Here is a 14,215-nt window from a genome sequence, read left to right on the forward strand (position 1 = left end):
AATATGCGCATTGAAGATTTCACCGCAGGGCAAATGAGGCATCCCATGAGACCCATGGTTACGCACCAAAAGCCAGGCAGGCGAGAGGACGCACCTGAGATTCATTTCCCATGCCAGCACAATCAGAAATAATTGCCAGCTTCACGGCTTCGGCTTCGAGGTCCCCCCATCTGCCCTATTGATAAGAAACTCATGGGATTCTCGTCTTCGCCCCGGTTCCGGGCCCGGTGCAGCTTCACGATCAGCTCTCCCACCAGCCGCCGCGTCCTCACGGTCCCGCCCCGCCGCCGACGCGGCCACCGCCCGCAACCGCACGGCCTCCTGCGCCGACGGCGACAGACGCCGCGCGCCTCCCACCGGATCGCTCACACCACCCATGCCCCAGAACCCGAACCGTTTACGGCAGGGCCATGCGATCCGACGTGTGCGTCCCCCACCGGCGACGACACCATGTCCACCACGCCGCCCGACAAGGCCAAACGGGTCATCCGCAGGCGCGTAGTCGTGTGATTGCGTTCCTGGGCCGGTGAATACGGGTCGAATGCCTCTGGGAGTGCGGCCCCTGCCCGTGCCGGGGCCAACCGTCCCACCACCGTGCGGCGGAAAGGACCGCCCAGGCGTGCTCGGTCAGGAGACTGGTTTGGCGAGTCCTCAGCTTTCCGTGGTCGTACCGTGCTTCAACGAGGCCGCCGTCATCGAGAGGTTCCACGCGGCTGTCCGGAAGGTTCTCGGCCAGGTCGGCCTCGACTACGAGATCTGCTATGTGGACGACGGCAGCACCGACCGCACGCGGGACGTCATCGGCGGCCTCGGTGCCGGCGACCGACGCGTCAGATACACGGTGCTCAGCAGGAACTTCGGCAAGGAGGCCGCGATGCTCGCCGGCCTGCGCATGTCCCGGGGGCAGGCGGTGGTCCTCATCGACGCGGACCTCCAGCACCCCCCGGAACTCATCCCCCGGATGCTGGAACTCCACAAACGTGGGTACGACCAGGTGATCCCCCGGCGGACCCGCGACGGGGAGAGCATGACGCGCACCGTGCTGAGCCGCTGCTACTACGCTCTGGTGCGCCGCCTCATGGATGTGGAGGTACTCGACGGCGCCGGGGATTTCAGGCTGCTGTCACGCCAGGCGGTGGACACGGTGCTGTCGCTGCCGGAGACCAGCCGGTTCTCCAAGGGCATCTTCTCCTGGATCGGTTTCACGACGGTCACCTTCACCTACCGGAACGCCCAGCGGCTCGCCGGCAGCTCGAAGTGGGGAAGTCGCCGTCTGCTCAACTACGGCATCGACGGGCTGCTGTCCTTCAACAACCGACCCCTGCGGCTGGCCATCTACGCGGGCTTCTGGTGCTTTCTGGCCGCACTGGTCTACGCGGTGTGGGTGGCCTTCGACGTGGCGCTCCACGGGGCCGTCGTCCCCGGCTACACGACACTTCTGATGGCGGTGGTGGGGCTGGGCGGAATCCAGCTGATCACCCTGGGGATCATCGGTGAATACGTGGGCCGCATCTACCACGAGGTGAAACGCCGCCCTTCCTTCGTGATCCGGGAAACCGACGAGCACCCTGCCCCGGGGCCCCGCCCTCCGCACCCCGGATCGCTCACTCATTCGAAAGGCCGTCTCGCGACAACACGGCAGTTCACGACCTTCGTGTTGATCGGATTCGTCAACACCGCCGTATACCTGGCCGTCTACGCCACCCTGCACCTGTGGATCCCGTATCTCGCGGCGCATGTCATCGGGTATTCGGTCAGTACCGTCGGTTCCTTCCTGCTCAACTCCTGCCTCACCGTCCGGACCCGTCCGACCTGGCGCGCGTTTCTCCGCTATCCACTGTCCAGCGGATTCAACCTGGTGGCCTCCGGCGCGCTTCTCTACGTGGCCGTCAGCCGACTCGAAATGGACAAGAATGTCGCCGCCCTTGCCGCCGGAGTCCTCGTCACGCCGATCACCTTCCTACTCGTCCGCTGGGCCATCAACTCCGGCCGGCGGCCGACGGACCCTGCGGGTACCGTTCCGAACGGTCCAGCCCAGGCGGAACGGGAAGACCCCGCCCTCAGTTGACGCCGCTCGCCCGGATGCCGGGAAACACCCGGCGCCCGTGCGGCCCGTCGAGGAGACCGATACGGATGCGAGCGGACACGGGAGCAGGGGGAGCCCGACCCGCTCTTCCCTGCGCGCCGTCCCGGCGAGTACGGCCTTGCTGCCCCTCGTTCCGCTGGCGCTTTTCGGCGGAGCCTCATGGTTCGCACGGTGGGTACGCCCGAGCGCCGACGAGTGGTGCTTCCTGCCTCTCGTACGTGACGAAGGCTTCATGGCTCTGGTGGACCAGTTCTATTCCACGGGCAACGGACGGATCGCCAACGGCGTGCTCGTCGCCTCCTACGCCACGTTCGGCGTGACAGGCCAGCAGTGGTACGCGGGGATCAGCGCGGCCGTGATGCTGGTTCTGCTGTGGGCGTGGGCGGCGGCACTGCTGCGGCGCACCGGGTGGCGACTGCCCCGGGGCGTCCCGCTGTTCTCCGCGGCCACGGTCCTGGCCCTCTTCTGCTTCGCCTCCACGAACACGTACAAGACCTTCTTCTGGCCGGCCTCATCGATTTCCCACACCTTCCCGCCCGTGCTCGCGGTCGCGGCCACCATGCCGGCCCTGCTCGCGACCTCGCGGCGCGGAAAAGCCCTCGCCGTCCTGTTTGCGTGCGCCGTCGGAGCCGTCCTGGGCACGCTGTCGGAGGAGACCTCCGTGGTCGCCCTGGTGCTCCTCACCCTGGCTCTGCTGCTGGACCGCCGACTTTTCCCGGCCGGGCAGCTCGCCTTCGTACGGACCTGGTGCGCCGCCGCCGGCGCGGGCATCCTCATCGGCACCGCCGTGCTCCTCACCTCCCCCGGCTCACGGAATCGCCGCGCACGTCACCACGCGGATTCCATGTTCACGCCCGAATCAGTCTTCGCTTCGCTGCGGGAATACACGCAGGTCCTCCACACCCTGATGACGACCTGGCAGTACGTCGGCGCGATCGCCGTGGGCGTGTTGATCGGCGTCCTCGCCCGCCGCGCGGACGGGGGCGTCCCCCGGCCCGATCGCAGGGCACCGCTGCTTCTGGTATCCGGGGCGGCGGCTCTGCTGTTCTCCGGATACGCGTGCACGGTGATCGCCTATCCGGCGTTCGGCCCCTCGGTCGCGACCGCCAACAGGCTGTGGAACGACTACCTGTTCCCGCTGCTCCTCCTGCTCGTCGGCGCGGGCGGTCTCCTCGGGAACCTGGCGGTGCGGCACTACCGGCGCGGCGCGGTCCCGGTGGCCGCGGCCGCCGCGATCCTGTGCGTGTGCGTCACGGCCGTACTCGCCGTGTCCCTGCACGACCTGGAGTCGGACATGCGGGTGCGAGCCAGGGCCTGGGACAGCCAGGACCGCCTGCTCCGGGAGCAGGCCGCAGCGGGGGCCACGGTGCTGCCCTACAAGCCGCTCGTCGTCAGCAGCATGCTGGAACCGTTCGGCAGCGATGAGCGGCCATGGCCTGCCTCCTGTGTCGCTCGCTACTACCAGGTGGAGAAGGTCACGGACGGAACGGAACATCGAGGTCGGGGCGTTGCCCGAGCAGGCCCGCCACGGCCCGGCCCGCAAGAGGCTCCTCGGCACCGGCACCGGACAGACCCACTGGCCACGGACCTGAAGCGGTGACCCGCGAAGTGCGGCCCAGCGCAGGCCAGGGGCTACCCGCAGACGGGCGGCAGGGTCGGTCAGGTGGAACGGCTTGGACAGGCAGTCGATGGGCGGTCGGGAGGACGGCCGGGAAAAAGGACCTGTGGGCGCGCATCGCCCGGCACGCGTCCCGGTCGTCGACGTCGAGCAGACCGATACCGGGGACGGCGGAGATGCCGGAGGTGGCCGGACGCGGGGTGGGAGCGCGCCGTCCGGCGCGGGAACGGTGTCGACGTCCTCGTCGTAGTCCTCGCGGCAGCGCGTCACGCAGGGCGTGATCGTCCTCGACGACCAGGACACTCGGGCGGCCGAGGCCGGCGGTGGCGGGGGTGCGCACGGTCGACAGACCAGGAGCGGGCCGGGCCGCCGGGCCGCCCGCCCGCCTGCCTCAGCGTGAACACGGAGCCGGAACCCGGCCTCACCGCACCCGACACACCGTCAGGCACTCACGCGCCCCACAACGTGACAGCTCCCGGCCGCCGCCTTGGCCGGCCCGGTGCGCGGCGTCGAACGCGTCCGGGCTCGCCTTGGCGAGTTCACCCGTTCACCGCACTCCGCGGAGCGCCTCCGAGGGCTCCCCAGCCTCTAGGGTCGCTCGCATGGGGCTCGTCCGACGGAGTCCGCAGCCGGGTGCGGATCGCAGCGAGTGGTCACGGCGTGGATACGTCTCAGCGGTCTGGTATCTGCGGGTCGTCGCCTTCATCAACTTCCTCGGCGCCGTGTGGGTGTCCTTCGGGAACGACATCCGGCGGCACAACGACGACGAGTTCTTCACGCCCTACCTACTGACCGCCGGGTTCTTCTCCGGCGCACTCTCCGTGTTTCTGGCGATCACCATGCGGCGGCGCAAACGCGCCGCCTGGATCCTCAATCTCGCCCTGGCCGGGCTGACGCTGGTGCTGACGGCCCTGGCCCTGGGGCTGCCGGTGTACCGGCAGCACATCCAGAACTGGCTCGCGGTCCTGCTGACCGCGTTCTTCGTCGCCGCCCTGATCGCCGGGCGGCGGGAGTTCTACGCGAAGGGCGACCGCGCCAACTCGAAACTGGCGGCGGCGGTCGGCGCGGTCGGGCTGGTGGTGGGGTCGTTGCTCGCCGCCACGATGGTCACCGTGAGCAACACCGACCCGGACCCCGGGCGCTCCGGCTTCCTGGAGCGCTGGCACTACGGCGTGCTCCGCATGTTCTCGCTCGCCTACGACGACATCCACTTCGAGGGCATCACCACCCCCGGCTGGGCCAATGTGCTCATCAACCTGATGAGCACAGCACTGATCCTGCTGGTCCTGTACGCGGCCTTCAGATCCTGCCGCGCCGTCGACCCGCAGACCCAGGCGGACCAGCAAAAGCTCCGCGCGCTGCTGGAGCGTCACGGCGACCGGGACTCCCTCGGCTACTTCGCCCTGCGCCGCGACAAGAGCGTCGTCTGGTCGCCCTCGGGCAAGTCGGCCGTCACCTACCGAGTGGTCGGCGGGGTCTCGCTCGCGTCCGGTGATCCGATCGGCGACCCGGAGGCGTGGCCGGGAGTGATCGACCGCTGGCTGGCCCAGGCCCGTGAACACGGATGGACCCCGGCCGTGATCGGGGCGAGCGAGGAGGGCGGCACCGTCTATGCCCGGCACGGATTGAACGCCCTGGAGCTGGGCGACGAGGCGGTTGTCGACATCGGCGAGTTCACTACGGAAGGCCGTGCCATGCGGAGTGTCCGTCAGGCACACCACCGGGTCGAGCGCGCCGGGTACACCGTCCGTATCCGCCGTCACGAGGACATGCCACCGGACGAGATGGCCGAGATGATCGAATTGGCCGACGACTGGCGTGACGGAGCGACGGAGCGCGGATTCTCCATGGCGCTGGGCCGTCTCGGTGATCCGCAGGACGGCCGCTGCGTCATACTGGTCTGCCGTGATGCCGTCGGACGGTCACGTGCCCTGCTGAGTTTCGTCCCCTGGGGAGCCGAAGGGCTCTCCCTGGATCTGATGCGGCGTGACCGGAACGCGGACAACGGCCTGTTCGAGTTCATGGTGCTGGAGTTGATCCAGCGTGCGGGCGACCTCGGCGTGACCCAGGTCTCGCTGAACTTCGCGATGTTCCGCGCGGTCTTCGAACGCGGCTCCCGGCTCGGCGCGGGCCCGGTGCTGCGGCTGTGGCGCTCACTGCTGACCTTCTTCTCCCGCTGGTGGCAGATCGAGTCGCTGTACCGCGCCAACGCCAAGTACCGGCCCATCTGGGAGCCCCGTTTCCTGCTGTACGACCAGAGCACCGACCTGCTGCGCATCGGTATCGCGAGCGCCCGCGCCGAGGGCTTTCTGGAGGCGCCCGGTCTGCCGAAGTGGCTGCACCGCGGGCGTCTGGAGACCCCCCGTTGAGCAAGGCGGCCTCTTTCGCCCGGCGTGAGTGGGGCCCGCTGTACAGGACCGTGCGGGCGGCAGTGGCGGCTCGGGGAGGGCGAGCCGTCCCGCTGACGCTCGCCTCGGTCTCTCTGATCGCGCTCTTCCAGCTCGTCCAGAATCAGAGTCGGGGCCATGGCTTCGTCCAGGACGTCGGCTTCGTCCGGGCCCAGGATCCCCTCTGGCTCGCCCTCCTCCGTACTCCGCTCTCGCTCTTCGTACCCGCGCTCGACCTGCCCGTCTGGGGCTCGCTGGCACAGGTCCTGCTGGTGTTCGGCATCGCGGAGATCGTTCTGGGGCGGCCGGGGACCCTCGTCGTCGCCTATGTCTGCACCCTCGCCGGGACGCTCTACGCGCGGCTCGGGATCACGCTCGGCCCCGGGGACGTCCTCGGGCTGCCGGCCTCGGACGCGCAGGTCGTCGACACCGGGCCGTCGGCGGCGGTCGCCGGGCTCACGGTGTGCGTCTGCGTCAGTACAAGGGCCTGGTCCACCGGGGCGTCGGTGATCGTGGCGATGGTCGTCGAGGTGATCGCCGGACCCGGCCTGGCAAGCAGAGAGCATCTGGCGGCGATCGGGGCGGCGATCGCACTCTGCTCGCTCGTGGCCCTGCGCCGGCGTCGGCGCGCGTCCGGCGTCGGTGGCGGTGGCGGTGGTGGTGGTGGTGGCGAAAGCAAAGGCGGTGCAGGCCGGTCCGGGGCTCCGCCCGTGGGGACCTGAATCCCCTACCGCCCGCGCCGGGCCGGCCGAACAGGGAGAATCGCAAGCCCTACGCCTGCCGGGGCTCCGTTCGGTGCACGTTCTGCGGTGCACGTTCTGCGCTCCGGCGATCGTGCTCGGCCATGTGCTGCTGGGCGTCTCGGCGCTGCTCGGGCTGAACCCGAGGGCCCCGCGCCTGGACTGGCGCTCCGCGCAGTGGCTGCCGGCGTATCTGGTGGGCCTGGGTCTGATCTCCTGGCAAGACGGCTGCTGCGGCGGCGGACCGGTCTCGTCGGTGCCCTGCGGCGCGACCGGAGCGCTGCCCCTGTGGGAAGACATGGCGATCACCGCGGTGTTCAGTCTGCTGATCTACTTCTGGGCGCAGTCGGTGCGGCTCCCGGACGAGGAGATCCAGGAGTACATCGGGTCGGCCGACGCACTGCCCGGTCGCCCACCTGAACCGCGCACGGTCCCGGTGTTCCCGTACGGGTGTGCCCCGCGTGGTCGTCGGCCCTGCACCGGCTCTTCGCCACGCCCTGGCCTACAGTCCTTCCCGTGTCCTTGGGGATGGTGTGCGCACTCGCTTCGGCCTGCTGCTTCGGCACGGCCTCCGTCCTCCAGGCCATCGCCGCACGTGCCGTGGACACCGGTTCCGGCTCCGGTGTCGACCCGATGCTGCTGGTGCGCGCTCTGCGCCAGTGGCGTTATGCCGCCGGTCTCGCTCTCGACGGCCTCGGGTTCCTTCTCCAGATCATCGCCTTGCGGTCGATTCCCCTCTACGCGGTGAGCGCCTCTCTCGCCGCCAGCCTCGCGGTCACCGCCGTGATCGCCGCCTGGCTCCTCGACGCCCGGCTGACCATCGCCGAATGGGCCTCGGTGGCCACCGTCTGCGTGGGGCTGGCGATGATCGCCCTCGCCTCCGGACCGGAGGGAAACCGTGCCGGACCGGCCGCACTGCGCTGGTCCCTGCTCTGTGCCGTCCTCGTCGTACTCCTGGTCGGCGCGCTCGCCGGGCGGCTTGCAGACAGGCCGCGCGCTGCTGCTGGGTCTCGGCGCGGGCACGGGCTTCGGCGTGGTCGAGGTCGCGGTCCGGCTGATCGATTCCCTCGCGGTTCCCCGAATCTTCGGCAACCCCGCCCTCTACGCACTGCTGCTCGGCGGGGCGGCGGGGTTTCTTCTGCTCACCTCGGCGTTGCAGCGCGGCTCGGTGACCGTGGCGACAGCGGGCATGGTCCTGGCGGAAACGGCCGGGCCCGCCGTGGTGGGCGTCGTCTGGCTGGGCGACCGGCCCCGCGACGGCCTCCAGTGGCCGGCCGTCGCGGGATTCGTGGCGGCAGTGGTGGGAGCACTGGTCCTGACGCGATTCGGCGGCGCGGCGGCCGAGGGTCCGAGACGGCCCTGAACCGCCGTCGTGAAACCGTGGGGCGGGAGGTGGCCGGGCCCTCAGCCGCCCCAGCGCCAGTAGAGTTCGGGCCGGGACCGGGCGCCGCAGCCGGAGAGCTTCAGCTCGGGGCTCTGCCGGTCGTGGTCATCCCAGTGGGCGGGGAGTTCGCGGTCGTCCTGGTAAAGGCAGCGGTCCGCACTCCCGGAGATCCGCCAGGCCGTGCGTTTCCAGGTCGCGCTCCGCCATGGTTCACGGTTCCACTGCTGGCTCCGGCGACCGGGCTCGCACCGTGTGAGTCCGACCGCCGGTGCGAGCGCGGTCAGGCAGGAGCCGCGGTCGTCGCGGGGCCTGATCGTGCCGTCGTGACCCATGTCCCACTTCTGCGCGGCTGATCCATCGCAGCCGCGGATGTCGACCGCCCCGGCGTTCGGTGTCCCGGTGCCGGCGTGGAGGCACTGTGCCGGATTCCTTCCGGCGGAGTATGTGGTCCGCCCGATGTCCCCGAGGATCTCCCCCGCGCGTGGAGCCCGGTGGATCTGCTCGTACCGGCGGTGGATCCACAGGCTCCAGTCCTTCCGGAGCGGGCCCCTGAAGGGCGCGGCGTTCGCGCAGGTCCCGGTGGCGCGGCACTCCCGGTTGGCAAGGTACCAACGCGCCACCTCGTCCTTCTCCGCCGACTCACCAGGGGTGAGATTCGGCTTGAGCGGAGACATGGTGTAGCCGAGGTAGGACGACACGGGAAGCCCGAGCTCGTAGCCCACCCTGCGGAAGTACCGGGCGCCGACGCCGTGGTCGCTGTGATCGACGCCGCCGCCGAGGCCGAAGGCGAACGACGCGTTGTCGTGGTCCATCGTCAGGATGCGCGCCGCCCCGCTGAGGCGGACCAGTGCGGTCATCACCGCGAGCAGCCGGTCCTCCGTGTAGCTCTCGGCGCCCTGAAACGGCTCGATGCTCTTTCTGCTCCCGTCGAACAGCCTGAGCAGACTGTTCGGCTCCTGGCCGCGCGGGAGGCCGTCGTGGAGGTCCAGGAAGGTCAGCCGCACATCGGTGTCCCGGGCCTTGTCCGCGAGCCGGTAGGACCTGACCCGGACGCCGTCCGCCCGCACATCCGCCCGTTCCCAGCGGTTGGCCGCCTCCGCCATCTCCGCGTAGGCCGCCCGTACCCCGTACTCCCTGCGGTCCACGTACTCCAGCGCCTCGTCCCGGTTCTTCTTGCCGTCGTCGCCGGCGGTCAGATAGACCGTGTCGACCGGGCATCCGGCGCGGATGGTCTGTCTGATCTCCGGATTCAGAAAGAACAGGTCGTCATCAGGATGCGCCACGCCGACCAGGGTGCGCCGGCACTGCCCCGGGTCCTTCGCGTGCGCGGCCGGACGGGACGGCCCGGCCGTCGTGCCCACCCCGGGAGCGGAATCGGGCGTAGCCGTGCAGGCAGGGCCCAGCAGGGCGCAGACGACCAGTGCCGCCGCAGTCGCCGGTGTACGGGAGGAACAACCCGGGGGACGCTTTCTCCAGCCCACCAAGGGCTCCTTTCGCGGCAGCGGATCTCCTGACGGAGGATCTTCCAGCGGACGGAGCGGAAGCAACCGACACACCGACGAGCAGCCCGGAGGCTTGCGCCGGAACTCCGGACACCCCGCTCCCCCATCGCCTTCCCGGTGTCCCCGCAAAGGGCACCGGGCCTCCGGAGTCGGCATGACTTTCCCTCTCCCCCTGCCGAATGCAGGGCACTGTCCGTTCGGATCGCACTCGATCACCGTCCAGCGCTCCGGGGGTGTCCCCGTCGCCGGTCAGTGCGAAGTCGAGGCAGCCGAAGACCATGCCGAAGGCGGCGGCCATCTCCTGGCAGGTCGACGGGTCTTGACCGAGCCGGGCCCGGTCCGCGAGCGCGGTGATAATGCGCCGGCAGTCCACCGACAGCACCGACCAGGCCTGCCCCGGGCGCCAGACCGGTACCTGCGACTTCGCCTTCGCCGCATCCCGAGGCGCCGAACGAGCCTCCGCGTCCGGCGGATCCGCGACGGCCTCCGCCCCGGCGGTGCCGTCGCCCTCCGGAGCCAGCACCGTGCCGACCCGTCTGCGGGCGATCACCCACTCCTGCCGTTCCAGCTCGGCCGCGGCCAACTCGGCCTGGACACGGTCGGTCTCCTCCCGCAGTCCGTCCACGCGACGGCGAGCGGCGAACTCGTGCTCTTCCAGCAGTCCGACGACCGACGGCATCCACAACCTCCCCAAGCAGTGACCACCCGACAGGCCACCACTCCCACGGAAGCACCGCCCCTATCCCCGACCAGCGGAAACGCAACGATCATGCCCGGAAGGACAACAGCTTCTCACCAGTTCGTCGCTCAACCGGTCGTCCACGGCCTTGTCCCGCCGCGGCCTCTGCAGACCCGACGGCCTGGCGCTCGGTCGTGATCGGGAGTTTCACCGAACGTCTTACCGTCCCGCGCCCGGCGCGTCGACCAGCGAGCGGACGGAGGCGAACCTCTGCCGGTTACGTGAAGGAGAACACCAACCTGCACCGCACCCTCGCCCTCTGCGAGGAGGCCATCGGACAGCTCGTCCTGGAAAACTCCGCGGTGCGCCGGCGGGCTGTCGTCGTCCCGCTGCCCACCCACGCCCGCCCGGCCCCGGCGATCGCAGGACCGGGCTGCGTCCGTCGGAGCGGCAGCGAGAGGCCGCGTGGACCGGGTCCTGGCCGTGTGTGCGGGCAGCCGGGAGGCAGGTCACCGAGGCGCAGTGGCGGGTATCGAACTCCCGCCCTACGCTTGATCGGGAAGCGCCCGCTCAGCAGGACTGCCCCGCGTGGCCGTGCCCGGGCGGCAAGGGTCCGGTGCGGGCTGTCCTCTACAACGCATCCCGTTTCTGACCGGCGAAGTCTCGCCTCACCCGGTTCGCCGTGTCCCCGGAGGTTGGCGCGCCCATGCCCGGCCGCCCTTCTGAGGAGCAGATATGAAGGTCGCAGTGGTAGGGGTGGGCGCGGTCGGGTCGGCAACCGCTCTGTCCCTGGTCGAACGTGGCGGAAGTTGCCGGGAGATCGTCCTGGTCGACCGCGACACCGCCCGCGCCGACGGCGTCGCCAGCGATCTGCGCTATGCGGCGCCGCTGTCACCCACGGTCGACGTACGCTCCGGCGGCTACGAAGACCTGGCCGGCGCCGCGATCGTCGTGATCACTGCCGGTGTCAACGAGAAGACCGGTGGCGCCACCGACCGGTCCGACCCCAAAGGGCGCCTGCGACTGCTGGAGACCAATGCCAAGGTCTTCGCGGAGATCGTTCCGCAGGCGGTCGCGGTCGCGCCCGAGGCGGTGCTGATGGTCGTCACCGACCCACCGGACCCGCTGGCCGACCTCGCCCGGCATGTGGCAGGACACAACCGGGTGTTCTCGACCGGGACCGTGATCGACAGCCTGCGCTTCCGCGTCCAGTTGGCCGACCGCCTGAGGGTTCGGCCGCGTGACGTGCAGGCCCTGGTGGTGGGCGAACACGGGACGTCCGAGGTGCTGTTGTGGTCCTCGGCGACCGTTGGCGGCATCCCCGTCGCCGACCTGCTGGGCCGGGACGGGCGCTCCGTCGAGGACATCCGCAAGGAGGTCGAGCGCGACATCCGCTACGCGAACATCACCATCATCGAGGGCACCGGCGCGAGTCAGTACGGCATCGGCGCTGTCTCCGCCCGCCTCGTCGAGGCTGTTCTGCGCGATGAACGTGCGGTGCTGCCCGTCGCCGCCTACTCCTCTCGGCACGAAGTCACGCTGTCCCTGTCGAGCGTTCTCGGCGCCGGTGGCGTACAGCAGATGCACGAGCCCGTGATGACTCCTGAAGAGCATCAGGCCCTGGCCGAGAGTGTCAGGGTCCTGCGTGCAGCCGCTGATCGGGCCCTTTCCATCGGGACGACCTGAGCGGCAACGCGCCAGATCCCGCCGGTTGTTCAGATCCCGCCGGTTGCGTCGCCCAACAGGGAACTGCTGCACCGCTCTTCGACCAAGATCCGGACCGTTCCCGGACCGGTGAGCTGCTCCGGGCGCCGAGCTGCACTCCGTGCACTGGCCGGCGATGCGCCGTCGCCGTACCACCGGCAGACGAAGAACCCATTGGTGGCGCTCGGGCAGCACTTCTCTGACTGGATCAGGGAAAGCAGCGTTCACCAGCGGGCATCCACGGCCCCCGAGCCTTGTCGACTCTCCACAGGGCGACAGGGCACGTGCCGAGTTCCCGCACCGGCATCCGGCCCAGCCGCCCGCCGGGTCGGCATTCGTCCGGCCGGCACCGAGTCCGCAAAGGCCACCGCGCGCGAGGGAGCTGCGAGAAGAGTGTCTCAACCGCAGCTGACGAGGCGTCAGTGAAGTCAGCATCAGGTCGGCAAGAGTCCTGCCACAGCTGCTCACGGACGGCCACACCGGGGAGCCGCCTGCCATCCCGGCTCCGGTTCGCACTCCGCTCAGCCGTCCTTCCGCGAGCGGCCGGAAAGCGGGAGGCAGCACCCGACCACCTCCCGCCCACCAGCAGGGCGAATGCTAGGGCACAGGGGGTTGATTCCTGCCAGATTCCCGGTGTTCCCGTAACTCTTGGCGGTGTGTGGGTAGCGTCTGCGGTCATCACTCGGCCGGAGTGTGAGGCCGGCCGGGGTCGTCCAGAACTGAGGGAGCGGGTACTGATGCTGACTGTGGAGACGTCTCTGAAGGAGGCGATGACCTCGATCGAGGGGAGTGTGGCGGCCGCGCTGGTCGACTACACCAGCGGCATGGCGTTGGGAACGCTGGGCGGGAGCAAGGACCTCGATCTGACGGTGGCCGCGGCGGGGAACACCGACGTGATCCGGGCGAAAGTCCGCACGATGGAGATGCTGGGCCTCAAGGACGACATCGAGGATGTGCTGATCACCCTCGGCAGCCAGTACCACCTCCTCCGGCTGATCAGGGGCCGCGGAGGCAACGGCCTGTTCCTGTACCTCATCCTGGACAAGGGCAGGGCGAACCTGGCCATGGCCCGACACCAGCTCAGGCGCATCGAGGCGGAACTGGAGCTGTAGCCGTCCCCATGTTTCCCGGCTCCGCATGCCCACAAGTTGAAAAAGTCTTCAACTCAGCACATCTGAATGTGATCAAGCCAGGGCAGGCCGGGCCGGGAGACGGAAGGATGGCTGGAGCTGGGCACCGAAAATCCAGCAGGTCCAGCTGCCGGCCCTGGAATGGCCGAACCGTGGGTTGGGAGTGTTGTCGCATGCAGGTGCCGCTGTACCAGGCCAAGGCGGAGTTCTTCCGTATGCTCGGGCATCCCGTCCGGATCCGTGTACTGGAGCTGCTCCAACACGGTCCTGTACCCGTACGCGAACTCCTGAGCGTGATCGAGATCGAACCATCGAACCTCTCCCAGCAACTCGCGGTACTGAGACGGTCCGGCATCGTGATCTCCATCCGTGACGGCTCCACCGTCAGCTACGCCCTCGCCGGCGGCGACGTGGCGGAACTCCTGCGCGCCGCACGGCGTATCCTCACCGAACTCCTGGCCGGACAGAATGAACTCCTCGCCGAACTCCGGCACACCGAAAGCTCGGCACAGACGGGGTCTTCGGCTTTCCCCCCTCCGGGGAGATGACCTCTGGCCGCTGGGGCGTTGAATGTGTGGATGCCTTCAGAGCGGACGGATCCGGAACGGCTGGGTGGTCGAGACGACCATGGTTGGGCCTCGTCCCGGCCGCCGGCCGTTACGGAGGCCGGCGAGTTGCGCATCGAGCAGATCGTCGCGGCGGTTCAGGCTGATCATCACCCGGCGCACCGGAGCTTGCCGGCGCGGCTCGCCCGGGTTACCGATGTCGCGGTGCTCCTGCGACCGCGCCGGCGCCTCTACGAGGACGTCCCCGGCTGGCCGGGTTCAGGGCCTGGGCCGGCCCCCCTACGTTCCGGAATCCGGTCCACTCGCATGAGTGCACAGCCGGATCTCCAGTTGGCCTGATCCCGCCTGATCCGCTCAGCTGGGCCGCGAAACATTCGGTGAGGGTGGGGAGATGGGGGTGTGAGGTTCCCCTCCTGCTG

9 protein-coding genes and 3 pseudogenes are annotated in these 14,215 nt (G+C 69.5%); 9 read left to right on the forward strand and 3 right to left on the reverse strand.

The window, feature by feature from the left end; genetic code table 11:
* Nucleotides 1-640: 640 nt before the first annotated feature.
* The 6 genes and pseudogenes from PYS65_RS02025 (at nt 641) to PYS65_RS02050 (ending at nt 8,194) form a co-directional block, all read left to right on the forward strand.
* Complete coding sequence (locus PYS65_RS02025) at nt 641-2,068, forward strand: glycosyltransferase (RefSeq protein ID WP_279331967.1); 1,428 nt, start codon at nt 641-643, stop codon at nt 2,066-2,068.
* Between the two features lie 250 nt (nt 2,069-2,318).
* Nucleotides 2,319-3,686 carry a DUF6056 family protein gene (locus PYS65_RS02030; RefSeq protein ID WP_279331968.1) on the forward strand — a complete coding sequence of 456 codons (1,368 nt, stop codon included), beginning with the start codon at nt 2,319-2,321 and terminating at the stop codon, nt 3,684-3,686.
* Nucleotides 3,687-4,306: 620 nt separating this feature from the next.
* Nucleotides 4,307-6,073, forward strand: a complete 1,767-nt coding sequence (locus tag PYS65_RS02035) for a phosphatidylglycerol lysyltransferase domain-containing protein (RefSeq protein ID WP_279331969.1) — start codon at nt 4,307-4,309, stop codon at nt 6,071-6,073.
* Entirely contained in the window at nt 6,070-6,813 is a 744-nt protein-coding gene (locus tag PYS65_RS02040; RefSeq protein ID WP_279331970.1) for a hypothetical protein, read from the forward strand. Before PYS65_RS02035 ends, PYS65_RS02040 begins: the two co-directional genes overlap by 4 nt.
* A 106-nt stretch (nt 6,814-6,919) precedes the next feature.
* Nucleotides 6,920-7,225 (forward strand): annotated as a pseudogene (locus tag PYS65_RS02045) (APC family permease); the annotation flags it as partial.
* Between the two features lie 134 nt (nt 7,226-7,359).
* Nucleotides 7,360-8,194: pseudogene (locus PYS65_RS02050) on the forward strand (DMT family transporter).
* 41 nt (nt 8,195-8,235) lie between these two features.
* Here the strand turns inward: PYS65_RS02050 and PYS65_RS02055 are convergent.
* On the reverse strand, nt 8,236-9,498 hold the full coding sequence (locus tag PYS65_RS02055) for a ricin-type beta-trefoil lectin domain protein (RefSeq protein ID WP_279331971.1): 1,263 nt from the start codon (nt 9,496-9,498) through the stop codon (nt 8,236-8,238).
* 496 nt (nt 9,499-9,994) lie between these two features.
* Nucleotides 9,995-10,396: pseudogene (locus PYS65_RS02060) on the reverse strand (hypothetical protein); the annotation flags it as partial.
* A 735-nt stretch (nt 10,397-11,131) separates the two neighbouring features.
* On the opposite strand from PYS65_RS02060, the gene PYS65_RS02065 reads away from it, so the two are divergent.
* The 3 genes from PYS65_RS02065 to PYS65_RS02075 all read left to right on the forward strand — a co-directional run bounded on the left by PYS65_RS02065 (nt 11,132) and on the right by PYS65_RS02075 (nt 13,778).
* Nucleotides 11,132-12,082: a lactate/malate family dehydrogenase gene (locus tag PYS65_RS02065; protein ID WP_279331972.1), complete on the forward strand. Its 951-nt coding sequence runs from the start codon at nt 11,132-11,134 to the stop codon at nt 12,080-12,082.
* 755 nt (nt 12,083-12,837) lie between these two features.
* Nucleotides 12,838-13,212, forward strand: a complete 375-nt coding sequence (locus tag PYS65_RS02070) for a hypothetical protein (protein ID WP_279331974.1) — start codon at nt 12,838-12,840, stop codon at nt 13,210-13,212.
* Between the two features lie 191 nt (nt 13,213-13,403).
* Nucleotides 13,404-13,778, forward strand: coding sequence for an ArsR/SmtB family transcription factor (locus PYS65_RS02075; protein WP_202282751.1), 375 nt, complete (start codon nt 13,404-13,406; stop codon nt 13,776-13,778).
* A 36-nt stretch (nt 13,779-13,814) separates the two neighbouring features.
* Here PYS65_RS02075 and PYS65_RS02080 read toward each other — a convergent pair whose 3' ends face one another.
* Nucleotides 13,815-13,949, reverse strand: a complete 135-nt coding sequence (locus PYS65_RS02080) for a hypothetical protein (RefSeq protein ID WP_279331976.1) — start codon at nt 13,947-13,949, stop codon at nt 13,815-13,817.
* Between the last annotated feature and the right edge of the window lie 266 nt (nt 13,950-14,215).

Source organism: Streptomyces cathayae, assembly GCF_029760955.1.
Lineage (GTDB): Bacteria > Actinomycetota > Actinomycetes > Streptomycetales > Streptomycetaceae > Streptomyces > Streptomyces cathayae.